The sequence below is a fragment of the Phenylobacterium sp. FG114 genome (genome assembly GCF_057809855.1).
Window position 1 is genome coordinate 38,307 of the sequence record NZ_JBMDKU010000002.1, and the last position, 24,406, is coordinate 62,712.

At 69.3% G+C, this 24,406-nt stretch carries 25 protein-coding genes; 11 read left to right on the forward strand and 14 right to left on the reverse strand.

From position 1 onward, the window contains the following. Position 1: 1 nt before the first annotated feature. The 3 genes from ACODSY_RS03180 to fsa are packed head-to-tail and all read right to left on the reverse strand — an operon-like array spanning position 2 to position 2,339. A complete protein-coding gene (locus tag ACODSY_RS03180; RefSeq protein WP_488950201.1) occupies positions 2-928 on the reverse strand; it encodes a tyrosine recombinase XerC in 927 nt (308 codons plus the stop codon). After that, positions 913-1,671 (reverse strand): DUF484 family protein, encoded by a 759-nt coding sequence (locus ACODSY_RS03185; RefSeq protein WP_488950202.1) that lies wholly within the window; start codon positions 1,669-1,671, stop codon positions 913-915. Before ACODSY_RS03185 ends, ACODSY_RS03180 begins: the two co-directional genes overlap by 16 nt. 14 nt (positions 1,672-1,685) lie before the next feature. Further along, positions 1,686-2,339 (reverse strand): fructose-6-phosphate aldolase, encoded by a 654-nt coding sequence (fsa, locus tag ACODSY_RS03190; protein WP_488950203.1) that lies wholly within the window; start codon positions 2,337-2,339, stop codon positions 1,686-1,688. 56 nt (positions 2,340-2,395) lie between these two features. Here fsa and ACODSY_RS03195 point away from each other — a divergent pair, with 56 nt between their 5' ends. Beyond that, the gene (locus ACODSY_RS03195) at positions 2,396-4,552 is read left to right on the forward strand and encodes a primosomal protein N' (protein WP_488950204.1); all 2,157 of its coding nucleotides are present in this window, start codon (positions 2,396-2,398) and stop codon (positions 4,550-4,552) included. Between the two features lie 152 nt (positions 4,553-4,704). On the opposite strand, the gene ACODSY_RS03200 is transcribed toward ACODSY_RS03195, so the two are convergent. Next, positions 4,705-5,499 carry a TerC family protein gene (locus tag ACODSY_RS03200; protein WP_488950205.1) on the reverse strand — a complete coding sequence of 265 codons (795 nt, stop codon included), beginning with the start codon at positions 5,497-5,499 and terminating at the stop codon, positions 4,705-4,707. Positions 5,500-6,004: 505 nt separating this feature from the next. Between ACODSY_RS03200 and ACODSY_RS03205 the strand changes: the two genes are divergently transcribed. From ACODSY_RS03205 to ACODSY_RS03215, 3 genes are all read left to right on the forward strand, one after another. After that, positions 6,005-6,694, forward strand: coding sequence for a CHAP domain-containing protein (locus tag ACODSY_RS03205; protein WP_488950206.1), 690 nt, complete (start codon positions 6,005-6,007; stop codon positions 6,692-6,694). A gap of 60 nt (positions 6,695-6,754) precedes the next feature. Further along, complete coding sequence (locus ACODSY_RS03210; protein WP_488950207.1) at positions 6,755-7,708, forward strand: magnesium transporter CorA family protein; 954 nt, start codon at positions 6,755-6,757, stop codon at positions 7,706-7,708. Positions 7,709-7,804: 96 nt separating this feature from the next. Further along, positions 7,805-9,019: a pentapeptide repeat-containing protein gene (locus ACODSY_RS03215; protein ID WP_488950208.1), complete on the forward strand. Its 1,215-nt coding sequence runs from the start codon at positions 7,805-7,807 to the stop codon at positions 9,017-9,019. Between the two features lie 129 nt (positions 9,020-9,148). On the opposite strand, the gene ACODSY_RS03220 is transcribed toward ACODSY_RS03215, so the two are convergent. Genes ACODSY_RS03220 through ACODSY_RS03230 form a run of 3 tightly spaced genes read right to left on the reverse strand, consistent with a single transcriptional unit; the run spans position 9,149 to position 11,140 of the window. Continuing rightward, a complete protein-coding gene (locus ACODSY_RS03220; protein WP_488950210.1) occupies positions 9,149-10,024 on the reverse strand; it encodes a crotonase/enoyl-CoA hydratase family protein in 876 nt (291 codons plus the stop codon). Positions 10,025-10,083: 59 nt separating this feature from the next. Further along, the gene (locus ACODSY_RS03225) at positions 10,084-10,539 is read right to left on the reverse strand and encodes a DUF488 domain-containing protein (protein ID WP_488950211.1); all 456 of its coding nucleotides are present in this window, start codon (positions 10,537-10,539) and stop codon (positions 10,084-10,086) included. A 1-nt stretch (position 10,540) separates the two neighbouring features. Beyond that, positions 10,541-11,140: a TetR/AcrR family transcriptional regulator gene (locus tag ACODSY_RS03230; protein WP_488950212.1), complete on the reverse strand. Its 600-nt coding sequence runs from the start codon at positions 11,138-11,140 to the stop codon at positions 10,541-10,543. A gap of 71 nt (positions 11,141-11,211) precedes the next feature. On the opposite strand from ACODSY_RS03230, the gene ACODSY_RS03235 reads away from it, so the two are divergent. Together ACODSY_RS03235 and ACODSY_RS03240 are read left to right on the forward strand one after the other, a co-directional pair. Beyond that, positions 11,212-12,495, forward strand: coding sequence for an MFS transporter (locus ACODSY_RS03235; RefSeq protein ID WP_488950213.1), 1,284 nt, complete (start codon positions 11,212-11,214; stop codon positions 12,493-12,495). A gap of 40 nt (positions 12,496-12,535) precedes the next feature. Further along, a complete protein-coding gene (locus ACODSY_RS03240) occupies positions 12,536-13,408 on the forward strand; it encodes an alpha/beta fold hydrolase (protein ID WP_488950214.1) in 873 nt (290 codons plus the stop codon). Here the strand turns inward: ACODSY_RS03240 and ACODSY_RS03245 are convergent. Then, on the reverse strand, positions 13,405-14,319 hold the full coding sequence (locus tag ACODSY_RS03245) for a thioesterase family protein (protein ID WP_488950215.1): 915 nt from the start codon (positions 14,317-14,319) through the stop codon (positions 13,405-13,407). The genes ACODSY_RS03240 and ACODSY_RS03245 overlap by 4 nt on opposite strands. Positions 14,320-14,371: 52 nt before the next feature. Then, positions 14,372-14,608 carry a hypothetical protein gene (locus tag ACODSY_RS03250; RefSeq protein WP_488950216.1) on the reverse strand — a complete coding sequence of 79 codons (237 nt, stop codon included), beginning with the start codon at positions 14,606-14,608 and terminating at the stop codon, positions 14,372-14,374. 122 nt (positions 14,609-14,730) lie between these two features. Between ACODSY_RS03250 and ACODSY_RS03255 the strand changes: the two genes are divergently transcribed. Both ACODSY_RS03255 and ACODSY_RS03260 read left to right on the forward strand, forming a co-directional pair. Next, positions 14,731-15,558: a cytochrome b/b6 domain-containing protein gene (locus ACODSY_RS03255; protein ID WP_488950217.1), complete on the forward strand. Its 828-nt coding sequence runs from the start codon at positions 14,731-14,733 to the stop codon at positions 15,556-15,558. Continuing rightward, positions 15,555-16,328, forward strand: a complete 774-nt coding sequence (locus tag ACODSY_RS03260) for a molybdopterin-dependent oxidoreductase (RefSeq protein ID WP_488950218.1) — start codon at positions 15,555-15,557, stop codon at positions 16,326-16,328. Before ACODSY_RS03255 ends, ACODSY_RS03260 begins: the two co-directional genes overlap by 4 nt. A 4-nt stretch (positions 16,329-16,332) precedes the next feature. Here the strand turns inward: ACODSY_RS03260 and ACODSY_RS03265 are convergent, their stop codons facing one another. The 3 genes from ACODSY_RS03265 to ACODSY_RS03275 form a co-directional block, all read right to left on the reverse strand. Beyond that, complete coding sequence (locus ACODSY_RS03265) at positions 16,333-17,124, reverse strand: acid phosphatase (protein WP_488950219.1); 792 nt, start codon at positions 17,122-17,124, stop codon at positions 16,333-16,335. 134 nt (positions 17,125-17,258) lie between these two features. After that, positions 17,259-18,314 carry a 1,9-bis(guanidino)-5-aza-nonane synthase gene (locus ACODSY_RS03270; RefSeq protein WP_488950220.1) on the reverse strand — a complete coding sequence of 352 codons (1,056 nt, stop codon included), beginning with the start codon at positions 18,312-18,314 and terminating at the stop codon, positions 17,259-17,261. A 103-nt stretch (positions 18,315-18,417) separates the two neighbouring features. After that, positions 18,418-19,689: a type III PLP-dependent enzyme gene (locus ACODSY_RS03275; RefSeq protein ID WP_488950221.1), complete on the reverse strand. Its 1,272-nt coding sequence runs from the start codon at positions 19,687-19,689 to the stop codon at positions 18,418-18,420. A 288-nt stretch (positions 19,690-19,977) separates the two neighbouring features. Here ACODSY_RS03275 and phnC point away from each other — a divergent pair, with 288 nt between their 5' ends. The 3 genes from phnC to phnE are packed head-to-tail and all read left to right on the forward strand — an operon-like array spanning position 19,978 to position 22,582. Next, on the forward strand, positions 19,978-20,772 hold the full coding sequence (phnC, locus tag ACODSY_RS03280) for a phosphonate ABC transporter ATP-binding protein (protein ID WP_488950222.1): 795 nt from the start codon (positions 19,978-19,980) through the stop codon (positions 20,770-20,772). Continuing rightward, complete coding sequence (gene phnD, locus ACODSY_RS03285) at positions 20,769-21,785, forward strand: phosphate/phosphite/phosphonate ABC transporter substrate-binding protein (protein ID WP_488950223.1); 1,017 nt, start codon at positions 20,769-20,771, stop codon at positions 21,783-21,785. The genes phnC and phnD overlap by 4 nt, the downstream gene beginning before the upstream one ends. Then, positions 21,782-22,582 (forward strand): phosphonate ABC transporter, permease protein PhnE, encoded by an 801-nt coding sequence (phnE, locus tag ACODSY_RS03290; protein WP_488950224.1) that lies wholly within the window; start codon positions 21,782-21,784, stop codon positions 22,580-22,582. The genes phnD and phnE overlap by 4 nt, the downstream gene beginning before the upstream one ends. A 33-nt stretch (positions 22,583-22,615) precedes the next feature. On the opposite strand, the gene ACODSY_RS03295 is transcribed toward phnE, so the two are convergent. Together ACODSY_RS03295 and ACODSY_RS03300 are read right to left on the reverse strand one after the other, a co-directional pair. After that, complete coding sequence (locus tag ACODSY_RS03295) at positions 22,616-23,086, reverse strand: NUDIX hydrolase (protein ID WP_488950225.1); 471 nt, start codon at positions 23,084-23,086, stop codon at positions 22,616-22,618. A 98-nt stretch (positions 23,087-23,184) separates the two neighbouring features. Then, positions 23,185-24,282 (reverse strand): glycosyltransferase family 4 protein, encoded by a 1,098-nt coding sequence (locus tag ACODSY_RS03300; RefSeq protein WP_488950628.1) that lies wholly within the window; start codon positions 24,280-24,282, stop codon positions 23,185-23,187. Between the last annotated feature and the right edge of the window lie 124 nt (positions 24,283-24,406).

The following is a 24,406-nucleotide window of genomic DNA, read 5'->3' on the forward strand; positions in this document are numbered from 1 at the left end:
CTCAGGCCCGTGGGTGGGCCTGGTTGTAGACGCTGAGCAGGGCCGCGGCGTCCACCTCGGTGTAGCGCTGCGTGGTCGACAGCGAAGCGTGGCCCAGCAGTTCCTGGATCGAGCGCAGGTCGGCGCCGGCGCCCAGCAAGTGGGTTGCGAACGAGTGGCGGAGCGCATGCGGCGTGGCGCTGGCGGGCAGTCCCAGCCGGCCCCGCAGGTTCTGCACCGTCGCCTGCACATGCCGCGGCCCCAGCGGGCCGCCGCGCTTGGCCCGGAACAGCGGGCCGTCCGGGTCCAGGGCGAACGGGACCTCGGTGAGATAGGCGTCCACCGCCTCGCGCACGGCCGGCAGCACCGGCACCATCCGCGTCTTTCCGCCCTTGCCGGTGATCCTCAAAAGGTCCGGCAGGGGCGCGTCGGAGCGCTTCAGCGACAGCCCCTCCGAGATCCGCAGGCCGCAGCCGTAGAGTAGCGACAGCACCGCTTGGTCGCGCGCCGCCTCCCAGTCCTCCCGGTCGGGGTCCAGCGCGGGCTCGGCCAGCATCCCGGCCGCCTGGTCCTCGGTGACCGGTCGGGGCGCGCCGGGCTTCACGCGCGGCCCCCGAACCAGGCCGATCGCCGGGTTCGGCGCGTCCAGCCGGCGGTCGACGAAGCGGTGGAACGTGCGGATCGCGGACAGCGCCTGGCTGAGCGAGCGCGGCGACAGTGGGTGGTCGCCCGACCGCAGGTGCGCGAGCCACGCGCGGACCTCGCCGGCGGTGACCTCGGCCAGGCCCTTCACCGTCAGGCTCTCGCCGCGGTGCCGCTCCAGGAAGGCGATGTAGCGCGCGGCCGCGAAGCCGTAGGCTTCCAGCGTCCGCGGCGACGATCGGCGCTCATACTCCAGGTGTTCGAGCCACTGGAGCCTCGCGGCCTGAGCCGTCAAAGAAGCGGCCATCGCTCCGCCGTGCGCTCGACCACCCGGGCCAGGAAGGCCACCAGTTCGGCGCCCATGTCCGGAGTAAAGTCGTCGGGCTTGTGCGAGCCGAAGGCCAGAAGGCCCTGGCGCGAAGGCTCCCAGATCGCCAGTCGCACCATGGCCATCGAGCGGATCTCGCCCGCGTCGTGGCCGAACAGGCCGAGGGCGGTGGGCGCGAAGCCCATGCGTGACGCCCGGTGCGGGCCTTCCAGCAGCAGATCCACCTGGCCCTCGACCAATGGTCGCCAGCCGGCGGGCGGCAGCCCCTCGGTCTCAAGCGCGATCACGCCCGCGGCCAGGCCGAAACGCTCGCGCGCCAGGTCGTCCACGCGGCGGGCCAGGTCGGAGAGGTTGCGCGCCTCCAGGAGGTCGACGACCGCGCCGTGCGTCTGGGCCTGGGCGGCGAAGTTGGCGCGCGCCACCTCCTCCAGCATCTGCCGTTGCTCGGCCTCGCGCTGGTGGTCGGCGCGCACCCGGGCCATAGGGGCGAACTCGACGATGTTCCCGGCGGCGCGCGCCAGGCCCAGATCCGCCAGCAGGCCGGTGTCGGCGGTCAGGAAATCGGGGTTCTCGGTCAGGAAGCGCCGCACAGCCGCGGGATCGAGCCCGCCTTCCGCCGCGGCGTCCTGTGCCAGGGCCGCGGCGCGGCGCGCGGGCTTCAGCTTGGCCGGAGGGGCCGGCTGGGGCGTCTCGAAGCTGAATTCACCCTGCGACCCGTCCATGTACGCCCTAGCTCCTACAGGATGGACTGACCCGTCTTGGCCCAGTCCGCCATGAACTGTTGGAGCCCCTGTTCGGTTAACGGATGCTTGAAAAGCGCCTCGAAGACCGCCGGCGGGATGGTCGCGCAGTCGGCGCCCGAGAGCGCGGCCTCGGCCACGTGGGCCGGCGTGCGGATCGAGGCGGCGAGGATTTCGGTGTCGTAGTCGTAGTTGTCGTAGATGGCCCGGATTTCGGTGATCAGGTCCATGCCCGTGGCGCCGTGGTCGTCCAGACGGCCGATGAAGGGGCTGATGTAGGTGGCGCCCGACTTGGCGGCCAGCAGCGCCTGGGCCGGCGAGAAGCACAGGGTCACGTTGGTCAGGATGCCCTCGGCGGCGAACTCGCGGGTGGCGATCAGGCCGTCGCGGGTCAGCGGCACCTTCACCACGACGTTGGGCGCGACGCCGGCCAGCTTGCGGCCCTCGTCCAGCATACCGGCGGTGTCCATGGCGGCGACCTCGGCGCTCACCGGACCGTCGACCAGGCCGCAGATCTCGGCGATCACTTCCAGCATGTTGCGGCCGGACTTGGCGATCAGCGACGGATTGGTGGTGACGCCGTCGACGAGGCCCGTGGCGGCGAGGTCCTTCAGGACGGCGGTGTCGGTGGTGTCGAGGAAGAGCTGCATCGATCCTATCTCTTGTTCAGGCCGCTTGTAGCTGCGATGGCCTCAGCACAAAACCCATGAGCCGCATCGCCTCCGTCCTCCTGCCCATGCCCCTGCCCGAGGCGTTCGACTACGCCGAGCCGGAGGGCATGGGGCTGGAGGCTGGCGACCAGGTGGCGGTGCCGCTGGGGCCCCGCCTCATACGCGGCGTGGTCACCGAACTTCGTGACGGCCTGGGCGGGAACCGACCGCTGAAGCCGGTGGCCGAACGGCTGGACGATCCGCGGCTGCCGCCGGGCACGTTGGAGTTCGTGCAGTGGGCGGCACGCTACGCCGTCGACGCGCCGGGCCAGCCGTTGGCGATCGCGCTGCGGGGCGCCCGCGCGCCGAAGCCGCGGCCCGTCCGAGTGGTCGAGCCGACCGGCGCGCAGCCGGCGCGATCCTCACCCGCCAGGGTGAAGGTGTTGGAGGCGGCGACGGCGCCGATGCCGCCCGCCGAGCTGGCCCGGGCCGCCGGCGTGTCGTCGGGCGTCGTGAAGGGCCTGCTGGACGAGGGCGTGCTGGCGGTGCGGGAGGTGACGGCGGAGGCGCGGTTCGATCCGCCGGACCTTTCGCGCCACGGCTCGCAGCTCAGCGCCAGCCAGGCGGCGGCTGCCGAGGTGCTGAAGGAGGTGGCGACGGCCGGCTTCTCGGTCGCCCTGCTGGACGGGGTCACGGGCTCGGGGAAGACGGAGGTCTACCTCGATGCCGCCGCCGCCGCCCTGGCCGCCGATGCCGAGGCCCAGGTCCTGATCCTGCTGCCCGAGATCGCGCTCACCCAGGCGGTGATCGCCCGGGTCGCCGCCCGCTTCGGCGCCCAGCCGGGCGAGTGGCACTCCGACGTGGCGCCGCCGGGCCGCCGCAAGGTCTGGGAGGCCGTGGCGGCCGGACACTGCCGGATCGTGGTGGGCGCGCGCTCGGCGCTGTTCCTGCCGTTCCGCAAGCTGCGCCTGATCGTGGTGGACGAGGAGCACGACGGCTCGTTCAAGCAGGAGGACGGCTTCATCTATCATGCCCGCGACCTGGCGGTGGTGCGCGGGCGCATCGAAGGAGCGGCGGTGATCCTGGCCTCGGCCACGCCGTCGCTGGAGACCCTGCGCAACGCCGAGGCGGGCCGCTACCGCTGGCTCAGGCTCTCGGCGCGGCACGGGACGGCGCGGCTGCCCGACATCGAGCTGGTCGACCTGCGTGAGACCCCGCCCGAGGCGGGCCGCTGGCTGTCGCCGCCGCTGGTGAAGGCGATGGCGGAGACCTGGGAACGGGGCGAGCAGAGCCTGCTGTTCCTCAACCGCCGGGGCTATGCGCCGCTGGTGCTGTGCAAGGCGTGCGGGGAGCGGATGACCGCGCCGGACACCGACAGCTGGCTGGTCGAGCATCGCTACACGGGACGGCTGGTTTGCCACCTGACCGGCTTTTCGATGCCCAAGCCGGCGGCATGTCCGCATTGCGGCGCCAAGGACAGCCTGGTTTCCATCGGGCCGGGCGTGGAGCGCGTCGAGGAGGAGGCGCGCGCGCTGTTCCCCGACGCCCGCATCGCCGTTTTCTCGTCGGACACCGTCTTCGACGCCCGCGAGGCGCGCCGGCTGGTCGAGACCATGGCGGCGGGCGAGATCGACATCCTGGTGGCCACCCAGGCGGCGGCCAAGGGCCACAACTTCCCGAAGCTGACCCTGGTGGGCGTGGTCGACGCCGACCTTGGCCTGCGCGGCGGCGACCTGAGGGCCGCGGAGCGGACCTATCAGCTGCTCGCCCAGGCGACGGGCCGGGCGGGGCGCAAGGACCGGCCGGGCCGCGCGCTGCTGCAGACCTACGCGCCGGAGCACGCGGTGATGCAGGCGCTCAAGGCCCAGGATCGCGACGCCTTCGTGGCCGCCGAAATGGCCGAGCGTGAGCTGGCCGGCCTGCCGCCCTTCGGGCGCCTGGCGGCGGTGATCGCCTCGGGCCCCGACATGGCGCAACTAGAGGACTTCGTGCAGCGGATGGCGCGCGAGGCGCCCAACACGCCGGGGGTCGAGGTCTATGGCCCGGCCGACGCGCCGCTGAGCCTGATCCGCGGCCGCCGCCGCAAGCGCTTCCTGGTGAGGGCGGACCGCGCGGTGGACCTGTCGGCCTATATGGCGGCCTGGCGGGCGCGGGTGAGACCGCCGGGCCAGGTGCGCGTGTCGATCGACATCGACCCGTATAGCTTTCTGTAGAGCGCCTTTCCGTCCCTTGATGGGGAGGGAAAGATCGCGAAGCGATCAGGGTGAGGGAGAAGGGATCAAGCTCCCACGCCTCACCCCGGCCCACCCTGCCTCACCCTGGCCGCTGGCGCGGCCTGTCCCTCCCCATCAAGGGAGGGAAGGGGTCAATGCAGCGTCTTGTCCTCGACCGTTGCCGGCTTCTTCCGCCTCGCCAGCATGTTCAGGGCCTCGACGCCGGCCGAGAAGGCCATGGCGGCGTAGATGTAGCCCTTCGGCACGTGGACGCCGAAGCCGTCGGCGATCAGTACGGCGCCGATCATCAGCAGGAAGCCCAGGGCCAGCATCACCACGGTCGGGTTGTTGTTGATGAAGTTGGCCAACGGGTCGGCGGCCACCAGCATGATGGCGACGGTGATCACCACGGCGGCGATCATGATCGGCAGGTGGTCGGTCATGCCGACGGCCGTCAGGATCGAGTCGATCGAGAACACCAGGTCCAGCAGGATGATCTGGAAGATCGCCGCGCCCATGTTGGTGATCACCTTGCCGCCGGTGTCCATGACGCCGTGACCGTCGGCGGGCTCGACCTTCTCGTGGATCTCGGTGGTGGCCTTCCACACCAGGAACAGGCCGCCGGCGATGAGGATCAGGTCGCGCCAGGAGAAGGCGAGTTCGAACGCCGGCTCGCCGTGTTCGCCCATGGGGCCCTGCCACGGCAGCGAGAACACCGGCTGGGTGAGCCCGACGATGAAGGCCAGGGTCGAGAGCAGCGCCAGGCGCATGATGAGCGCCAGCGCGATGCCGATCCGCCGCGTCCGCGCCCGCTGATGTTCGGGAAGTTTGTTCGAGAGGATGGAGATGAAGATGAGGTTGTCGATGCCGAGCACGACCTCCATGACCACGAGCGTCACCAGCGCGGCCCAGGCGGCCGGATCGGTCACAAGGGCAGCGATATCCATCGAGCTCTCCGTTCCATCACGTACGTGTATTCTAGAAACATCATACGCGTATGGCTAGCCCCCTTCGATTGCTGGCGGTGGCGCCGCTTTTGTGGGCAGCGCTGCCATGGCTCGCGTTTTCGTGAAGGGCCAATTTCTCCTCTTAGGCGAGTCTGGCCAAACACCCGTCTGCCGTCGCCCAGCTCTTATTTCGGCTTGTTGCAGCGGCGTGAGCGCAAGCTTAGAAAAAATTACAGGGTGTTAAGAGTGGGGGGTAAATCGAGTTAACTGGAGCTCTAATACGAGAAACCGCACGATCGTTCGCCAATAGTTTTCTTGGACTGCGGCTCAGTACAGCGAATTGTGCGAGATTCACTTTCCCATCCATACGGTCGTTTGGCGGCATGCCTGGGACGAGTTGTGGATAAACCGTGCGCGACATCCCGCCGCGCCATGTAAACCCTCTTTTCACTCAACGCGGATACGGTTACCGCTTCACCTGGGAGTGTCGGGGAGTAACCGAAGCATGCTTAAACGGACGAAGGCCCTCATCGGGTCCCTCGCCGCTGCGGCGTTCGTCGCGTTCACGCCCGCTGGGGCCGTGGCCGACACCTACTGGCAGTGCGTGCCGTTCGCGCGCCTGATTTCTGGCATCCAGATTTTCGGCGATGCCTGGACCTGGTGGCGTCAGGCCGCCGGCAAGTACGAGACGGGCTTCCAGCCGCGCGCCGGCGCCGTCCTGTGCTTCAAGCCGACCCAGCGCATGCGCCTGGGCCACGTGGCCGTGGTGAGCCAGGTGCTGACCGACCGCGTCGTCCAGATCACCCATGCCAACTGGAGCCCGATCGAGGGCTCTCGCGGCAAGGTCGAGAAGGACGTGACCGTCATCGACGTGTCGCCCGCCGGCGACTGGAGCGAGGTGAAGGTCTGGTACGATCCCAACCGCGACCTGGGCGGTTCCACCTATTCCACCCATGGCTTCATCTATCCGGACGCTACGGCCCGGGTGATGGCGGACTCGGGCATGAGTCGCCTGCAGAACGGCGCCATCGCCGTGGCCCAGTCGGCCGCCTCGCAGATGGCGGGCGCGGTTCGTCCCGGCCAGGGCGCCCTCAGCGTGCTGAGCCAGGCCGCCGACTCCACCGACCGCATCGCCGCGCTGATCGCGGCCGCGACGCGTGGCGACCAGCCCCAGCCGCCGCCGCCGACGCGCTGATCCGACCCGGTTGACGCTGCCGCCGACGCACGCCCACAAGAGGCGCGCGGAGGCGCGGCCATGCTCAAGGTGCTCCGGCGCGGGCAACGCGCCACTCAGATGGAGGAAGTCGGCCCGGGCTGGCGTCCCAGCGCCGATATCATCTGGATCGACCTGCTGAGGCCCACCCGCGAGGAGGAGCTCGCGGTGGAGGCCGCCCTGGACCTCGAGCTGCCGACGGTCGAGGAGATGGCGGCCCTGGAGCCCTCCAGCCGCCTGTACCAGGAGCGCGGCGCGACCTTCATGACCGCCACCCTCCTGGCGCGGAGCCACGAGGACATGCCATTCGCCACGCCGGCCACCTTCGTCCTCGCCAAGGGCATGCTGGTGACCCTGCGCTACGAAGAGCTGAAGGCGTTCACGATCTTCTCCGAGCGCGCGCCCGGCGCGGATATCGGCACCGGGACGGCGGCCCTGCTGGGCCTGATGGACGCCATCGTGGAACGGCTGGCCCGAACGCTGGATGACATGGGCGACAAGGTGCAGATCGCCTCGAACGCCATCTTCAACCGGCCGAAGGCGGGGAATTTCCGCCCGCTTCTCACCGAGCTGGCCCAGGCCCAGTCGGTCACCTCGCTCACCCGCAACAGCCTGAACAGCCTTGGGCGCACGATCGGCTACGCCGGCCTGGCGGCCGAGGTGGCGGGCGATCCGGAATGCCGCGCGCACGTCGACGCCCTGCATCGTGACGCCCAGTCGCTGGGCGAGCACGCGGGCTACCAGTCGTCGCACGTCGCCTTCCTGCTGGATGCGGCGCTGGGGCTGATCAACATCGAGCAGAACGGCATCATCAAGTTCTTCTCGGTCGTGGCGGTGGTGTTCATGCCGCCGACGCTGATCGCCTCGATCTACGGCATGAACTTCGACATCCTGCCCGAGCTGCACTGGGTGGCCGGCTACCCAATGGCCCTCATCGCCATGGTCGTCGCCGCGGCGTTGCCGGTGCTGTGGTTCAAGAAACGCGGGTGGCTATGAAGCTTCACCACGAAAAGTTGCGTTCAAGGTTCGCTTAAGGCTGCCCGGCAACCCATCTTTAAAGCCGTTGGCGGCATGGTGAACGCGAAGGCCTTCATGTCGTCCCAAGCACAGCAGCATCATACGGCGCTCGACGCCCACGCCCTCCGAGAGGCGCTCGATGCGCACCAGCGGTACCTGGCGGGCCGGGCCGGCGGACGGCGCCTGAACCTCACCTATGCCGATCTGGCCAACTGCAGCCTGGAAGGCGTCGACCTGCGCGACGCCGACCTGACGGGCGCCAAGCTGTCGGGATCGACCCTGGCGCGGGCCAACCTCTCGCGGGCCATCCTGTTCGGCGCCGACCTTCGCGAAGCCGACATGCGGCACGTGAACCTGAAGCGCGCCGACCTGCGGGGCGCCTGCATGCGCGGCGCCAACCTGGCGGGCGCCGAACTGGCCGGCTGTGACCTGCGCGAGGGCCGGATCGCCCTGCAGGACAAGCTGGACGGCTTCCGGATCCTGCGCCACGAGCACCGGCCGGGCGAACTGAACTATGCCGTGCTTTCGGGCGCGAACCTGTCGGGCGCCCAGATGAGCGGCGCGGTCGCGATGACCAGCGACTTCACCGACGCCAACCTGTCGGGCGCAATCCTGACCGGCGCCAAGCTGATGCGGGCGGTGCTGGACGGCGCGGACCTGTCGGGCGCGGATCTCGGCGGCGCCGACCTGTCGGGCTGCTCGATGAAGCGCGCGGTCCTGACCAATGTGAACCTGAGCCAGGCCCGGCTGGACGACGCCGACCTCACCGACGTGCTGCGCGCGCCGCCGCCGATCTTCTACATCGACGACAAGTCGCTGACCGAGGTGATCGCCGAGCACGAGCAGTTCTGCGACTCGGGCGGCGGCAAGGGCCAGGTGCTGAAGATGCACGAGGTCGACTTCCGGCCGATGAAGACCCTGAAGCGGCGCAGGCTTTCAGGCCTGTCGGCGCCCAAGTCGATCTTCTTCGGCATGGACCTGGAGGGCGCCCAGCTGCAGGGCGCGGACCTCACCGCCTGCGACTTCCGCGGCGCCAACCTGCGGGAAGCCGACCTGCGCGGCGCCCGCTTCACCGGCGCCCAGCTGGCCCGCTGCGACATGCGTGGCGCGAAGATGGGTCCGCTGGCCATCGGCGACAACCGCTTCGTGCGCACCGACTTCAGCCGCGCTTCGCTGCGCGGCGCCGACCTGCGCGGCGCCCACGCCCCGCGGGCCCGCTTCCTGGAAGCCGAGATGGACGGCGCCCGCATCGCCGGCTGCGATCTCACCGGCGCCGAACTGGAAGTGTAGACTTTCCTAGTTGCTCCCCTCTTTGGGGGAGCTGTCGGCGCATGCCGACTGAGGGGGTCCTCAACCGCCGTGGATGACCCCCTCCACCGCTTCGCGGTCCCCCTCCCCCAGCGGGGGAGGAACTAGCCCTTACATTTCCTTCCGTAGGGGCGCGAGGTCGGGGAAGTCGGCGTCGCGCTTTTCGGACTTCGCCTTGAAAGCCTCGGCCATGTGCGGGCCCGAGAACATGCTGGTCTGCCAGACGGCGATATAGTCCAGGCCGTCCTTGATGGTGTGGTCGCGGGCGTAGTTGATCATCACCTTGGACCCGGTGACCGCCAGCGGCGCCTTGGACGCGATTTCGCGGGCGGTGGCGAGCGCGTGAGCCACCACCTCCTCGTGGGTCTCCAGCACCTCGTTGACCAGGCCGATGTCGCGGGCGCGGAGCGCCGGCAGGCGGCGCCCAGTATAGGCCAGCTCGCGCACCCAGCCCTCGGGGATCAGCTTGCAGAGGCGCGGGAAGGTGCCCACGTCGGCGGTCATGCCGATGTTGATCTCCTGGATCACGAAGAAGGCGTCGGCGCTGCAGTAGCGGATGTCGCAGGCGCTGGTCATGTCGACGGCGCCGCCGACGCAGCCGCCCTGGATGGCGGCGATCACCGGCATGCGCGCCTCGTCCAGGCAAGAGAACGCGTCCTGCAGCATCTTCACATGGTAGCGCATGGCCTCGGCGTTGATCGCCTTGTCCTGCGAGGCGGCCGCCGACGTCGACCCGCCGCCGCCGAAGACGGCCAGGTCCATGCCGGCGCAGAAGTGCTTGCCGGTGGACGAGATCACGATGCAGCGGGCCCGCGCGTTCTCGTCGATGTCGCGCACGATGCGCGGCAGCTCGTTCCAGAACTCGCGGACCATGCTGTTCATGGCCTCGGGCCGCTTCAGGCGGATGTGGGCGACGTGGTCCTCGATCGAGACGTCGAAACAGGTCCAGTCGGTGGTGGTGATGTCGATGGCGGCCGGCGCGTTCATGGCGTGCTCCCTTTGCCGCGGATCATCGCGCGGGGACGCGGGGGAAGGCCAGCGCTCGTTTACAGCGTAGACGGTTCCAGGTTCTCGACCCGGAAGTCGGCGACGTCCAGCATCCGCTCGACCACGATCGAGCGATGGCAGCCGCGGTGGTCGGCCTCGTAGCAGAGCAGGGCGGCTTTCCTCGCCTTGGCGATCTCGATGGCCTGGGCCAGCTGGAGCTGAGCCTTGGGCTCTTCCAGGTGAGCCTCGAAGATCTCGCGCATCTCGGCCGTGCGGCCCTTGCGCGCCGCCATCCGCCCCTCCTTGGGCGTGCCCAGCTCGCGCAGATGCACATACTCGATCCCAGCGTCCTGCAGGCTGGAGGAAAGCAGGCCTTTCGAGAATCCGGCGCGGCGCGACGCGGCCACGGCGCGGACGTCGATCAGAACCTCGACGCCCGCCGCCTTGAGCGTCTCAATCACGCGCGCCTGGGGCGCGGATTCGTAGCCGATGGTGGCCAGGGGATAGCTCGTCATCCTACTCGGGATCTTGATGGCCGCGCGTGTGGGCCTCGATCAACGCCTGGGCGGCGCCCTTGGCTGCGCCGGCCGGCCCGTCGCTTCCGAAGAGCTGGCTGGAGACATAGACCCCCTCGATCAGCAGGAGCAGCGCGTCGGCCAGCTTCTTGGGCTTCCTGGCGTCCATGGCCTTGGTCATCTGGCGCAGGCGATCGCGCAGGCCCTGCTTGTGCTCCACCGAGACCAGCCGGCCAGGATGGTCGGCGGCCGGATACTCCACCGCCGCGTTGGTCAGGGCGCAGCCGCGATAGCCGGGCTTCAACGCCCGCTCGGCCAGCTCGTCGAAGAAGGTCAGGATCTGCGCCCGGGGATCGTCGGGATGCTTCTGCGCCGCGGCCTCGAAATAGGCCCAGAAGCCCTCGCCCTGTCCCTCGAGGTAGGCGGCGATCAGGTGGTCCTTGGAAGGGAAGGCCCGGTACAGCGTGGGCTTCGTCGCCCCCGCCCGCGCGACGATCTCGTCCACCCCGATGGCGCGCGTGCCTTCACGGTAGAACAGTTCGCCCGCCGTGGTCAGGATGCGTTCAGCCGCCTTGGGCGTCTCGTTAGGTTTTCTCGCCATGAAAACGCTTGCCTCGTTACAGACCGGTACGTATTGAACATGGGCTCGCATTTGCCGTACCGGTCAGTCACATGAACATAACACAGGGGCGGCCGTTCGGCCAGAACTACGCCTGGGTCGTGGCCGCGGTCACCTTCCTGAGCCTGCTGGCCGCCGCCGGACTGCGCTCGGCGCCGGGTGTCCTGCTCACCCCGCTGCATCAGGCCTTCGGCTGGGAGCGAGGGCATCTCTCCGCGGCCGCCGCCGTCGGCATCTTTCTCTATGGGCTTGTCGGTCCCTTCGCCGCGGCCCTGATGCAGACGCTGGGCCTGAAGCGCACCCTGCTGACCGGCCTGGTCCTGATGAGCGCGTCGACCGCCCTCAGCCTCTTCATGACCCAGCCCTGGCACTATGTGGTCACCTGGGGAATCCTCTCCGGGTTCGGCAGCGGGGCGGTGGCGCTGTCGATGGGCGCGACGGTGGTCAACCGCTGGTTCGTGCATCGCCGGGGCCTGGTCATGGGGCTGCTGAGCGCCTCGACCGCCACCGGATCGCTGATCTTCCTGCCGGGCATGGCGGCCCTGGCCGAGAGTGGCGGCTGGCGGCCGGTGGTGATCGCCGTGGCGCTTGTGGCCGCCGCCCTGGTCCCGCTGGTGTTCTTCCTGATGCCCGAGCGTCCGGCCGACATCGGCCAGCCGGCCTATGGCGCGACCGAGATCGAGCCCGCGCCACCGAAGGCGCGGCCGCAGGACGCCGTGGCCCTGGCGATCGGGGTGCTGGTCCGCGCCTCGCGCACGCCCGCCTTCTGGCTGCTGTTCGCCACCTTCTTCGTCTGCGGCTTCACGACCAACGGCCTGGTCGGCACCCACCTGATCTCATTCTGCGGTGACAAGGGCCTCGCGCTCGTCCAGGCCGGCGCGCTGCTGGCGGCCATGGGCGCGTTCGACATCGTCGGCACCACGGCCTCGGGCTGGCTCACCGACCGGTACGATCCGCGCAAGCTCTTGTTTGTCTACTACGCCCTGCGCGGCCTCTCGCTGATGGCGCTGCCGTTCCTGCAGTTCGACCTGGTCAGCCTGTCGATCTTCGCGGTCTTCTACGGCCTGGACTGGCTGGCCACCGTGCCGCCCACCGTTCGCCTGGCCACCGAGAACTTCGGCGAGCGTGAAGGCCCCATCGTGTTCGGCTGGATCGCCTTCGGCCACCAGGTGGGCGCGGCGACGGCGGCGTTCGGGGCGGGCGTGTTGCGCGACGTGCAGGGCAGCTATGTGGCCGCCTTCGTGATCGCCGGGCTGCTGGGGATCGTGGCCGCCTGCGCCGCGATGGCGATCCGCCGCAAGGACGACGACGCCGAAGCGATCCCCGTTACGGCGTGAGCGGCTTTCCTCTCGCGGCGTCATCGCGATAGGAAGCGGAATGAACGCGATGGTCGGATATGAGCCGCGTGCGCGGCGGGTGGCGCTGCCGGCGCGGGGCGGCGAGATGGCGGTGCTGGACTTCGGCCCGCCCGAGCGGCCGGTGGACGTGGTGTTCTCCCACGCGAACGGCTTCAACGCCCGCACCTACCGCACGATCCTGGGACCGCTGGCCGCGAGCTTGCGGATCCTGGCGCTGGACCTGAGGGGCCACGGGGCCACGACGATCCCGGCCGTGGTCGAGGGCCGCGAGGGTTGGAACGAGTTTCGCGACGACCTGCTGGCCCTGGTCGAGGCCGAAGCCGATGGCCCCGTCGTGCTGGCCGGCCATTCGATGGGAGGTACGTCCAGCCTGCTGGCCGCGGCGCACAGGCCCGAGGCCGTGAAGGCGCTGGCGCTGTTCGATCCCGTGATCTTCACGCCCGAGCAGCGGCCTTCCAGCCTGGGCGACAACCCGCTGGCCGAGGGCGCGCTGCGCCGGCGGGCGACGTTCCCCAGCAAGGCGGCGGCCGTGGAGGCCTATACGGGCCGCGGCGCCTTCCGGTCGTGGCGGCCCGAGCAGCTGGCCGACTACGTCGAGGCGGGGTTCCGCGAGACGGCCACCGGCGAGGTCACCCTGACCTGCGCGCCGGAGTGGGAAGCGTCCAACTTCCGCACCCACCACTACGACCCCTGGGCGGCCTTCCGCGCCACGCGCTGTCCGATCCGGATCCTGCGCGCCGAGGTGGGCTCCACGGCCAGGCTGGACGACGGCCAGGCCGAGCTGGAGGCGACGGGTCGCGTGCGCATCGAGGTGATCCCCGGGACGAGCCACTTCCTGCCCATGGAGCGGCCCGAGCTGGTGCGCGAGACGCTGCTCGACGTGGCCGGCTAGAGGCCGAGGCCCGGCACGGCGTCGGCCTCGACGCGGGCGAACTCCTCGTCCGAAAGGGTGATCAGCTTGCGGGTCTCCAGGTCGAAGGAGACGGCGATGGCCTCGGCGCTGCCCCAGGGACGGCCGGTGGCGGGGTCCAGCAGCCAGTGCACCAGGCGGCGGAAGCGGCGGTCGCCGCCCGCCGAGCCCGAGCGCAGCGCCACGCGGTCGCCGGCGCGCGGCCAGGCGTGATGGATCAGTCGGTATTCCAGCGCCGCCCCGCCCACCTTGCGCTCGGGATCGAGCGACCCCGGCCGCCGGCCGGCGAAGAAGTGCGGGATGCCGTCCGACAGCCGGTGCATGAAGGTCTCGGTGCGCATGCGGCCGAAGGCGTCGCACTCGCCAGCGTCGATCACCCCCAGGCTTGTGCGGACCAGGCCCAGCTCGTCGGCGCGCGCCAGGCTGGCCTGGGTCTCCACCGGCTCAAGTCCGACCGAGCGCGGCGCGGCCGTCTCGGGCACCTCGACGCGAAGGGCCTCGGCGCGGGCCAGGATACGGTCCGACCAGGGAAAGGACCGGCCATCGCGGGCCGTGACGTGGGCGACGACGGTCTGGAAGCTGGCGGCCAGTTCGCCGGACTGGTGATGCATCAGCAGCATCAGGCGAGCCTGGTCCTCGCCCATGGCCACGACGCCGCCGGTCATGCGCAGGGGCGCGCCGGGCCGCGCCTCGCGGATGAAGCGGATGTGCTGCTCCCGGACCAGCAAGGTGGCCTCGGCGCTGGACGCGAAGGCGCCGGGCATCCCCAGTTCGGCGGCCAAGCCGGCCAGGGCCTGCATCGACTTGGCGACGTAGAAGCCGACGTTGAGGTGGCCCATCTGGTCGCATTCCCAGGAGGCCACGCCGCCCCGCCAGACTTCCACTTCCGCCACGCTCAAGGCTCCCCCGGTTCGGGGCGGAGATTAGCGGGTTCGCCTGCTTCGGCTAGCGCTTGCCTGCGGCCGGACCGCCGTCGCCGGCCCCCTGGGGCGGCCGCGGGTTCGCCGCGCCATCGAAGCTGCGGCGCTCTCCGGCGGGCGGTTCGACCCCGTCATCCTTGCCGGCCGACGGGTAGCGCTCGGCCCCCGCATTGGGCTCGGCGGCGTTCAGGGGCTGGGCGGCGTTGTCCTTGCGGCCCTCGGACTGAATTCGGTCATCGTTCGCGGTTCTCTCGGCGCCCATGGCGAAGCTCCACAATTTGGTGCTGTCTCCTGAAAGCGCGCCGGGCCAAGCTATCGTTCCGATGCCTTTTCATGGGCTCGCCATGGGCGCCGGCGCGGGCCACATTGGGGGCGGAGGAACCGATGGCCGATAAACCCGCCAAGGTGCTGGTCCGCCGCCATTCGGGCGTCACGCGGATCACCCACTGGCTGAACGTCCTGGTGATCAGCCTGCTGCTGATGAGCGGCCTGCAGATCTTCAACGCGCACCCGGCGCTGTACTGGGGCGCGAAGTCGACCTTCGCCCAGCCGTGGGTTTCGATGAAGAAGGAAGAGATCGGCGGGGAACCGCGGGGGATCACCACCATCGGCGGTTTGCAGTTCGACACCACCGGCGTCTTCGGCTGGTCCGGCGCCGCAGGCGCCCGGGAGCAGCGCGGTTTCCCGAGCTGGGCCACCGTTCCTAGCTACCGCTCGCTGGCCGACGGACGCCGCTGGCACTTCTTCTTCGCCTGGCTCTTCGTGATCAACGGGCTGGTCTACTGGCTGTGGAGCCTGGGGCGCGGACACATCCAGCGCGACCTGCTGCCCGATCGCGATCAGGTCAAGCCGCGCCACATCCTGCACGAGATCGCCACCCACGCGCGGTTTCAGTTTCCGAAGGGCGAGGACGCCCGCCGGTACAATGTGATCCAGAAGTTCACCTACCTGGCCGTGATCGCGTTGCTGCTGCCGCTCATGGTGCTGACGGGGCTTTCCATGTCCCCCGGCTTCAACGCCACCGTCCCCGGCCTGATCGACCTGTTCGGTGGGCGGCAGTCGGCGCGGACGATCCACTTCCTGTCGGCCAGCCTGATCGTGCTGTTCGTGATCGTGCACCTGCTGCTCGTGGTCGCGTCCGGCTTCTGGAACAACATCCGCTCGATGATCACCGGCCGGTACGCGATCGAAGTCGAAGGAGACCGTTCGTGAGCCTCGACCGCCGACGCTGGCTGGCCGCCGCGGGCGCGACCCTGGGCTCGCTGTGGCTTGCGGGGTGCGACCGGCTCGTCGCGAACCCCGGCTTCAACGGCGTGCTGAAGGTCGCCGAGAGGTGGACCAAGGGCGCCCAGCGGCTGGTCACCGACCGCAACGCGCTGGCCCGCGAGTTCGCGCCGGCGGACATCTCGAGCGACTTCAAGGCCAATGGCACCATGCGGCCGCAGGATCCGGAGTACGTCCGCCTGCTGGCCGAGAACTTCGCGAGCTATCGGCTGGAGATCGGCGGGCTGGTGGAACAGCCGCTGGCGCTCAGCCTGGCCGAGATCCGCGCCGCGCCGGCCCGCACCCAGATCACCCGGCACGACTGCGTCGAGGGCTGGTCGTCGATCGGCAAGTGGAAGGGTGCGCGCCTGTCCGCCCTGCTGGACCGGGCGAAGCTGAAGCCCGAGGCCCGCTACATCGTGTTCCACTGCGCCGACACGCTCGACCCCACGGCGACGGACGGGGCGGGCAGGTACTACGAGAGCATCGACCTGGTCGACGCCTACCATCCACAGACGATCCTGGCCTACCAGATGAACGACGCGACGCTGCCGATCCGTCACGGCTATCCGCTGCGCCTGCGGGTCGAGCGCCAGCTGGGCTACAAGCACGCGAAGTACGTGATGCGAGTGGAGGCGGTGGCGTCGCTAGACGGCATCGGGCGCGGCTCGGGCGGCTTCTGGCCCGATCGCGGCTACGAGTGGTACGCCGGGATCTGAGGTCTCAGTACGGGTTCTGCGCCACGACCTCGGCCTCGGCGGCGCATCTGGCGGCGTCCGGCGCCGGCGCTGACTTCCGCACGGCGGCGACCTCCTTGCGCACCTCGTCCAGGTCCTTGCGGAACCCTTCCTTTCCGTGCAGCGCGGCCACCAGCATCGAGCCGTTCGCCCAGCCCATGTAGACCGAGTTGAGGTTGTGCACGCCGCAGACGAGGCGGCTTTCCCCGAAGGCGCGCGCGCGGGACATGATCGGGGTGGCCCGGTCCGGCGCGATCTCGGACAGCAGCAGGCCGACCGTCCAGCCCCAGGTGTTGTGCCCCGAGGGGTAGTCCGGGCTCCTGGCGAGCGCCTCGGACTTGGCGATGCAGATGTTCCCTTCGTCTATCAGGTAGGGCCGCTGGCGCTTGTAGATGTCCTTCGGCCGGTTGGTGACCGCGCTGGCGTCGCGCCCGACCCTGGCGAACAGGGCGTAGGTCCTGGGCGCATTCTGCGGCGTCAGCTCAGCGCCCAGGGCGCAGGCCATGCCCTTCAGGATTCCGAACGAGTTGTCGTCGGCCTCGGCCATATCCCAGCGTGGCGTGCCTTCCAGCTTGCGGGTCTGCAGGTAGATCGTGCGGTCGGCCTCGTAGCGCGTGGTTCCCGGCACGGGCGCGGGCGGCAGGATCTTGTAGGTGTCGAGGTCGTCGGGGCCGAGGTAGGGCTGGGGCGGCGCGGGAGCTAAGGCCTGCCTGGCCGCCGGGGCGGCTCCCATGAGGCCAACGGCGGCCATGGCCACGACGACAAGCTTCATCCGCATGAGACGCTCTCCCAAACAACCTCCCGAGGTGTCGCAAAGCGGCGGGGGCGTGGCAACGGCCGAGCGGGGCGGCAAAGAAAAAGGGGCCGCCGGGCTGTGCCGGCGACCCCTTCGTCTGGCGTTCGGGAAAGGCGCTACGCCTTCTGGAACAGGTCGGCCCAGCGGCGCTTCTTGCGGTTCTTGTGCGCGCCGCGGTGCCAGGCGTCGGAGGCGATCAGCGGCACCACGGTGGTGGCTTCGGCGAACACCATCTGCTCCCAGGTCACGTCCACCTTGCCCCACGAGCAGGCTTCCTTGAGCGTCGAGGACGAGCAGGCGCCGTCGCGCACGTCGGCCACGGTGATCTGGACGGCGTATTTGTGCATGTCGACCTCGTGGCCGAGGATCTCGGCGCAGACGACGGTGTCCTGCGCGAAGTTCTTCGGCACGCCGCCGCCGACCATGAAGAGGCCGGTCGCGCCGGCCTTCAGCTTGATCTCGGTCAGCTCACGGAAGTCGGCCACGGCGTCGATGGTCAGGTAGGGCTTGCCCGCCTTCATCCGCTCGACCTGGTGCTTCACGAGGCCGAAGCCGGCCGATGAGTCCACGAACGCGGGGCAGAAGATCGGCACGCCTTCGCGATAGGCGACCTCGACCAGGCTGTCGGGCTTCTTGGCGTTGCCGGCGGCCAGCCACTTGCCCATCTCGTGGATGAACTCGCGGCTCGAATAAGGGCGGGGCTCCAGCAGTTCGCACAGCGCGTAGATCGTGCCGTCGCAGTTCTGGAGCTCTTCCTCGTCGATGTAGGTGTCGTAGATGCGGTCGATGTACATCTCGCGCAGCTCGCGGTCGTCGACGGTGGAGTCGGCCTGGTAGTGCTTGAAGCCGAGGGCTTCGAAGAAATCCATGTCCACGATCGAGGCGCCGGTGGCGACGATCGCGTCGATCATGCCGTACTTCACCATGTCGCGGTAGATGTGCATGCAGCCGCCGGCCGAGGTGGACCCGGCCAGGGTCAGCCAGGTCGAGCACTCGGCGTCCTCCAGCGACATCGCCCAGATGTCGGCGGCGCGCGCGGTGTCGCGGCTGGTGAAGCTCATCTTGCGCATGGCGTCGATGACGGGACGGGCGTCGTACTGGTCGATCGCCACGTGTTCGACGGTGTTGGCCAGCAGCTCGGCCTTGCGGTTCGTGTTCGCCGGAGCGTTCATCTTCTGAAGTTCCCTTCTGAGGGTGATCGCCCGTCGACAATAGAAAAGCGCGACCGGGACGGAGCGACCGGCCGCGCCTATAACATTCCAAACGCGTCAGTTGTCACCGCTTGCGGCGGCTTTTCCCGGCGCGGCCCTTCGGACGCGAGAAACGGACGACCTTGCGCTCTTCCTCCCGCTCCTCGCGGGGCAGGCGGATCGAGCGGCCGGCCAGACCGAACATCGAGGCCATCGGCGCATCGCCCACAATGGCGGTCTCGGCGTCGCCGAAGCCGTTGAAGCGGGTGTTCATGGCGACGCCGTAGGCGCCGAGCATGCCGATCTCGATGTAGTCGCCCTCCTGGATGTCTTCCGGCAGCCAGAAGGGGCCCGGCATGTGGTCCAGGCTGTCGCAGGTGGGGCCGTAGAAACGAAAGGGCTTCAGCGGGCCGTCCACTTCGTGCGCCGCCTCGCCCTCGCCGCGATACAGCTTCACCGGGAAGGGCCACTTCACGTGCGCCGCATCGAACAGCGAGCCGTAGCTGCCGTCGTTGAGGTACAGCGCGTCGCCCTTCTTGAGCTCGACCTTGGTGAGGATCGACGAGGCCTCGGCCACCAGCGCCCGGCCGGGTTCGGCCCAGAGCTCGGTGTCCTCGTGCACGCTCATCTCGGCGAAGCCACGATGGATGCTGTCGGCGTATTCCGCCATGTCGGGTGGCGCCATGCCGGGGTAGATCGACGGGAAGCCGCCGCCCACGTCCACGATGTCGACCAGAACGCCGGCGCGCACGATGGCGCGGTTCGCCTGGGCCATGGCCGCCTGGTAGGCGGTGGGCCGCATGCACTGGCTGCCGACGTGGAACGACACGCCCATCTTGCCCTGGGTCGCGCGGCGCGCGGCCAGCAGGAGCGACGGCGCATCGTGCGCGTCAACGCCGAACTTGCCCGAGAGCGAGTACGACGCGCCTTCGGCCTGCACGGCCAGGCGGACGATCAGGGTGAGGTCGTTGGCCCCGTCCGTCGCCTCGAGGATCTTGCGCAGTTCCTCATGGGTGTCGAACGAGAACGTCTTCACGCCATAGCGATGATACGCCTCGGAGATGGCCTTGCGGCTCTTCACCGGGTGCATGAACGCCATGCGCGCGCCCGGGGCGAACTGGGCGACCAGTTCGATCTCGGGGACCGACGCGACGTCGAAGCTGTTCACGCCAGCCTTCACCAGGGCCTCGATGACCCACGGCGAAGGGTTCGCCTTCACAGCGTAGAAAACGTCGCCTTGAAACTTGTCCTGGAACCAGCGCGCCGCTACGGCCACAGCATCCGGCCGCGCAAAGGCGACAGGACGCTCCGGAGACCGCTCACGGACCAGGTCCAGGGGCGTATGGTACGTCTGCACCTCACGCAACCCCCAACGGATTGTTGAACCCAGACCGGCGTTAGCAGCGCTTTTTAGGACTTCGGGTCCGCCGGAAGGCGCGCAAATAGGGTCTTTGAACGGGCGTGTAAAGCCTTTGTGTGTGCGGCGCCTTCGCGCGGCGGCCGTACGGGTCGGTCCGTGGGACGCCAGCGTCGAACTTCGCGGCTTTTTCGCCTGGGCCGCCAAGTGTGCGAGGCGCGCGCTAGACCGGGGGCGCCGCGGCGTGCCATGAAGCCGGGCTACTACGGGAAAGCTCCGAAAACCCTCATGCCTGACGCCGCCGTTCTGTCGATACGGAACGTCTCCAAGACCTTCGGCCAGCGCCGCGCCCTCGACGGGGTGTCGCTGGAGGCCAGGAAGGGCGAGATGATCGCCCTCATCGGTCCCTCCGGGTCGGGGAAATCCACCCTCTTGCGCTCGATCAGCGCCCTGCAGACCATTGACGCCGGTCCCGGCGAGATCGTGGCCTTCGACGGTCCGGTCCAGAAGGACGGCCGGATCGACTCCAACGTGCGCAAGACCCGCACGCGGATCGGGATGATCTTCCAGCAGTTCAATCTGGTCGGCCGCCTGAGCCTGTTCACCAACGTGGCGCTGGGGTCGCTGGGGCGGATCAACTTCTGGCAGGCCGCCCTCGGGCTGTGGCCTGCGGAGACCAAGCAGGCGGCCATGGCGGCGCTGCACCGGTTCGGCGTGTCCGACTATGCCACCCAGCGCGCCAACACGCTGTCGGGCGGCCAGCAGCAGCGGGGCGCCATCGCCCGCGCCCTGGTCCAGAAGGCCAAGATCATCCTGGCCGACGAGCCCGTGGCCTCGCTCGATCCCGTCTCGGCCCGCCGGGTGATGGAGATCCTGCGCGAGCTGAATAAGAACGACGGCCTGACGGTCCTCGTCACCCTGCACCAGGTGGACTACGCGCTGCGCTACTGCGACCGCGTGGTGGCGCTTAAGGCCGGCCAGGTCGTCTACGACGGCCCTTCCGACGGCCTGAAGCGCGAGCAACTCATCGACATCTACGGCCCCGAATTCGAGGACGTCTTCTGGGAAGGAGCGCCCACATGATCCGTCGCACCCTCATCCTCACCCTGAGCGCCGCCGCGCTGGCGCTGGCGTCCTGCGGCAAGCCCGCCGAGAAGACGGCCGACGGCGGCACGCCGGGCGAGCTGACCTTCTCGATCCTCTCGGCCGAGAACCAGACCTCGATGGAGCCCCTGTGGGCGCCCCTCCTGGCCGACATGTCCGAGCAGATCGGCGTGAAGGTGAAGCCGTACTTCGCCACCAACTACACCAGCCTGGTCGAGGCCATGCGCTTCAAGCAGGTGCAGATGGGCTGGTTCTCGGCGTCTCCCGCGCTGGAAGCCGTGAACCGCGCCGACGCCGAGGTGCTGGGCCGCGTGGTCGATGCCGGCGGCGACGCGACCTACAAGTCGGTGATCATCGTCAAGAAGGGCAGCGGGATCACGCTCGACAAGGTGCTGAAGTGCGACAAGACCCTGTCGTTCGGCCTGGGCGACACCCAGTCGACGTCCGGCACGCTGGCGCCGATGACCTATCTGTTCACGCCCAAGAACATCGAGCCGAACAAGTGCTTCAAGTCGGTGCGCTCGGCCAGCCACCAGGCGAACGCCTTCTCGGTGGCCAATGGCGTGGTCGACGTGGCGACCAACAACTCGGTCGGCATGCTGTTCTTCGCGCGCCAGAGCCCCGAACTGGCCGCCAAGGTCGAGGTGATCTGGCAATCGCCGCCGCTTCCCGAAAGCTCGATCGTGGTGCGCAAGGACCTCGACCCGGCGCTCAAGGAGAAGATCCGCCAGTTCTTCCTCACCTATGGGACCGGGACCGACGCGAAGGCCGAGAAGCAGCGTGAAGTGCTGAAGGGCCTCGCCTACGGAGGCTTCCGCCCGGCCGACAACTCCTACCTCGACCCGGTGCGCGAGATGGAGGCCAGCGAGGCGCTGGCCGCCGCCAAGCGTTCGGGCGACGCCGCCAAGGTCGCCAAGGCCCAGGCCGAGTTCGACAGGATCTCCGCCGAGGCCGCCAAGAGCCGTCAGCTCGAGCCGGTCCCCGCGCAATGACGACCCAGACCGCGATTCCGCCGCCGCCCCGGCGGACGCTGGCGCAGCGTGCGCCGGACCTCGCCCTGTGGGGCGGGCTGATCATCCTGCTGGCGATCGCGTTCGGCCCGGCCGAGCTCAACAAGCTGCCGCTGCTGTTCCAGAACTCCGGCAACATGCAGGAGCTGGGCCGGGGCTTCCTGTCGCCCGACTTCACCGACTGGAAGCTCTACGTCTCGAAGATGTGGCTGACGGTGCAAATGGCGCTGTGGGGTACGGCGCTGGCCATCCTGGCGGCCGCGCCACTGGGCCTGCTGGCGTCGCGCAACATCACCCCGGCCTACATCCAGCTGCCGGTCCGCCGCTTCCTCGACGTCGTCCGCTCGGTGCCGGACCTGGTGATCGGGATGATCTTCCTGGTGGCCGTGGGGCCCGGCCCCCTGGCGGGCGTCATGGCGCTGTCGATCGGCACCTCGGGCGTGCTGGCCAAGCTGTTCTCGGAGGCCGTCGAGTCCATCGACAAGGGGCCGGTCGAGGGCGTGCGCGCCACGGGCGGCCACAAGCTGCACGAGGTGGTCTGGGGGGTGATCCCGCAGGTGGCCCCGCTCTGGACCAGCTATGCCCTGTATCGCTTCGAATCCAACAGCCGCAGCGCCACGGTGCTGGGCCTGATCGGCGCCGGCGGCATCGGCCAGGTGCTGTTCGACAGCCTGAACGCCTTCGCCTATTCGAACACCGCGGCCATCGTGGTCGTGATCATCGTGGCGGTCAGCCTGATCGACATGCTGAGCCAGGCGATCCGCAGCCGCCTGCTGTAAGGTCATCCCTCCCCATGAAGGGGAGGGAAAGGCTCAGGCCTTGAACTTCGCCAGCAGGGTCCGGAGCTCGGGCTCGTCGACCAGGCTGGCGGCTTCGGCGGGCGACGACCAGAGGCGGTCGCGCTCGGCCATCTCGGGCCAGATGTCGCGCGCCTCGCGCACTTCCAACGGGAAGACCATCACCCGCACGTGCTGCAGGCGGCCCGAGCGCAGGCGCTTGTCGTAGTGGTAGACGCCCAGGGTCTTGTGGCCCGGCTTGCCCAGCACGCCCGCCTCCTCATAGGCCTCCTGGGCGGCCGCCTCCTCGGGCAGCTTGTCCTTCATGGGCCAGCCCTTGGGGATCACCCAGCGCTTGCTCTCGCGGGAGGTGATGAGAAGCATCTCGACGGCGCCGTCGTCGCGCTTGCGCCAAGGCAGGGCGGCATATTGGGTGCGCGGTTCCCGATCGGGCTCCGGACGCAGCCTGTCGCTCTTCTTGCCCATCGACGTCGTGCGGCTCCCCATAGATCGGCCATCGGCGGGCCGTTAGAGCCGGCGGGTTTACGCGGGGTTGTGGCCCGCGCCAACACCGATTGTCATAAAAGTGTCACGCAACCGTCGCGTCAGGCGACTTCCGGGCGCCGGCGCCGCACACGGGCCAGCCGGCGGAGTCGCCGCCAGAAGCGCGTCTTCTCGGGCTCGGGATAGGGCTGGAGGTTCTTGACGAAGTCCTCGGCGCAGGCGCGCCACGAGAACTTCTCGGCGAAGGCGCGCACCCTCTTCCGGTCCAGGTCGAGACACTGCAGGCAGGCCTCGCGCAGCCCTTCGGTGGCCGTCAGCGCCAGGACGCCGGCCCCGGAGCCGGGGATCAGGTCGATAGGGCCCGGCGCCGGATAGGCCGCCACCGGCGTGCCGGCGGCCATGGCCTCCAGGATCACCAGGCCGAAGGTGTCGGTGAGCGAGGGGAACACGAAGACGTCGGCGCAGGCGTAGTGATCGGCCAGCTCCTTGCCCGAGCGCGAGCCCTTGAAGACGACGCCGGGATACTTCTCCTTGAGCTCGTCGAGCTGTGGGCCAGGCCCCACGACCACCTTCGTGCCGGGCAGGTCGAGCGCCAGGAACGCCTCGATGTTCTTCTCCACGGCCACGCGGCCCACGTAGAGGAACACCGGCTTCGGCAGGTCGGCGAAGATGTCGGGCTCGTCCTCGCGGCGCGGGCGGAAGGTGTCGGTGTCGACCCCCCGCGACCAGGCCGAGATGTTGCGGAAGCCGTGGTTCGACAGCTCCTCGCGCATGGTCGGCGTCGCCACCATCAGCCGGCCCGATGGCTTGTGGAACCACTTCATGTAGGCGTAGCCGGCCGCCAGGGGCAAAGGCAGGCGCGCCGACACGTATTCCGGGAATCGCGTGTGATAGCTGGTGGTGAAGGGCAGCTTCCACTCGACGCAGATGCGCCGCGCCGCCAGGCCGATGGGCCCTTCGGTGGCGATGTGGATGGCCTCGGGCTCGAACGCCTTGAACAGCTCCTGCACCGGCTCGTAGACGCCGATGGCGACCTTGATCTCGGCGTAGGTGGGCAGGGGGAAGGTCTTGAACTGGCCGGGGTGGATCACCTCCACCACGTGGCCGATGGCCTGCAACTCCTGCACGACGCGGGTCAGGGTGCGGACCACCCCGTTCACTTGCGGCTCCCAGGCGTCGGTGGCGATGAGGATCCGCATGGGTCGCTGCGCGTCGCGCGGCGCGGTGATGGCTTCGCGGATGCGCCGGTCGGTGCGCAGGGGCTTGGGCCGGTCGGGCTGCTGGCGGAACGCCTCGCTCTGCAGCCAGGCCCAGAAGGCGCCC

Excerpts from the sequence above, each read along its gene's own strand:
- ACODSY_RS03180 (WP_488950201.1), bottom strand. The coding sequence starts at position 928 with ATGGCCGCTTCTTTGACGGCTCAGGCCGCGAGGCTCCAGTGGCTCGAA.
- ACODSY_RS03185 (WP_488950202.1), bottom strand. The coding sequence starts at position 1,671 with ATGGACGGGTCGCAGGGTGAATTCAGCTTCGAGACGCCCCAGCCGGCC.
- fsa (WP_488950203.1), bottom strand. The coding sequence starts at position 2,339 with ATGCAGCTCTTCCTCGACACCACCGACACCGCCGTCCTGAAGGACCTC.
- ACODSY_RS03195 (WP_488950204.1), top strand. The coding sequence starts at position 2,396 with ATGAGCCGCATCGCCTCCGTCCTCCTGCCCATGCCCCTGCCCGAGGCG.
- ACODSY_RS03200 (WP_488950205.1), bottom strand. The coding sequence starts at position 5,499 with ATGGATATCGCTGCCCTTGTGACCGATCCGGCCGCCTGGGCCGCGCTG.
- ACODSY_RS03205 (WP_488950206.1), top strand. The coding sequence starts at position 6,005 with ATGCTTAAACGGACGAAGGCCCTCATCGGGTCCCTCGCCGCTGCGGCG.
- ACODSY_RS03210 (WP_488950207.1), top strand. The coding sequence starts at position 6,755 with ATGCTCAAGGTGCTCCGGCGCGGGCAACGCGCCACTCAGATGGAGGAA.
- ACODSY_RS03215 (WP_488950208.1), top strand. The coding sequence starts at position 7,805 with ATGTCGTCCCAAGCACAGCAGCATCATACGGCGCTCGACGCCCACGCC.
- ACODSY_RS03220 (WP_488950210.1), bottom strand. The coding sequence starts at position 10,024 with ATGAACGCGCCGGCCGCCATCGACATCACCACCACCGACTGGACCTGT.
- ACODSY_RS03225 (WP_488950211.1), bottom strand. The coding sequence starts at position 10,539 with ATGACGAGCTATCCCCTGGCCACCATCGGCTACGAATCCGCGCCCCAG.
- ACODSY_RS03230 (WP_488950212.1), bottom strand. The coding sequence starts at position 11,140 with ATGGCGAGAAAACCTAACGAGACGCCCAAGGCGGCTGAACGCATCCTG.
- ACODSY_RS03235 (WP_488950213.1), top strand. The coding sequence starts at position 11,212 with ATGAACATAACACAGGGGCGGCCGTTCGGCCAGAACTACGCCTGGGTC.
- ACODSY_RS03240 (WP_488950214.1), top strand. The coding sequence starts at position 12,536 with ATGAACGCGATGGTCGGATATGAGCCGCGTGCGCGGCGGGTGGCGCTG.
- ACODSY_RS03250 (WP_488950216.1), bottom strand. The coding sequence starts at position 14,608 with ATGGGCGCCGAGAGAACCGCGAACGATGACCGAATTCAGTCCGAGGGC.
- ACODSY_RS03255 (WP_488950217.1), top strand. The coding sequence starts at position 14,731 with ATGGCCGATAAACCCGCCAAGGTGCTGGTCCGCCGCCATTCGGGCGTC.
- ACODSY_RS03265 (WP_488950219.1), bottom strand. The coding sequence starts at position 17,124 with ATGCGGATGAAGCTTGTCGTCGTGGCCATGGCCGCCGTTGGCCTCATG.
- ACODSY_RS03270 (WP_488950220.1), bottom strand. The coding sequence starts at position 18,314 with ATGAACGCTCCGGCGAACACGAACCGCAAGGCCGAGCTGCTGGCCAAC.
- phnC (WP_488950222.1), top strand. The coding sequence starts at position 19,978 with ATGCCTGACGCCGCCGTTCTGTCGATACGGAACGTCTCCAAGACCTTC.
- phnD (WP_488950223.1), top strand. The coding sequence starts at position 20,769 with ATGATCCGTCGCACCCTCATCCTCACCCTGAGCGCCGCCGCGCTGGCG.
- phnE (WP_488950224.1), top strand. The coding sequence starts at position 21,782 with ATGACGACCCAGACCGCGATTCCGCCGCCGCCCCGGCGGACGCTGGCG.
- ACODSY_RS03295 (WP_488950225.1), bottom strand. The coding sequence starts at position 23,086 with ATGGGGAGCCGCACGACGTCGATGGGCAAGAAGAGCGACAGGCTGCGT.
- ACODSY_RS03300 (WP_488950628.1), bottom strand. The coding sequence starts at position 24,282 with ATGCGGATCCTCATCGCCACCGACGCCTGGGAGCCGCAAGTGAACGGG.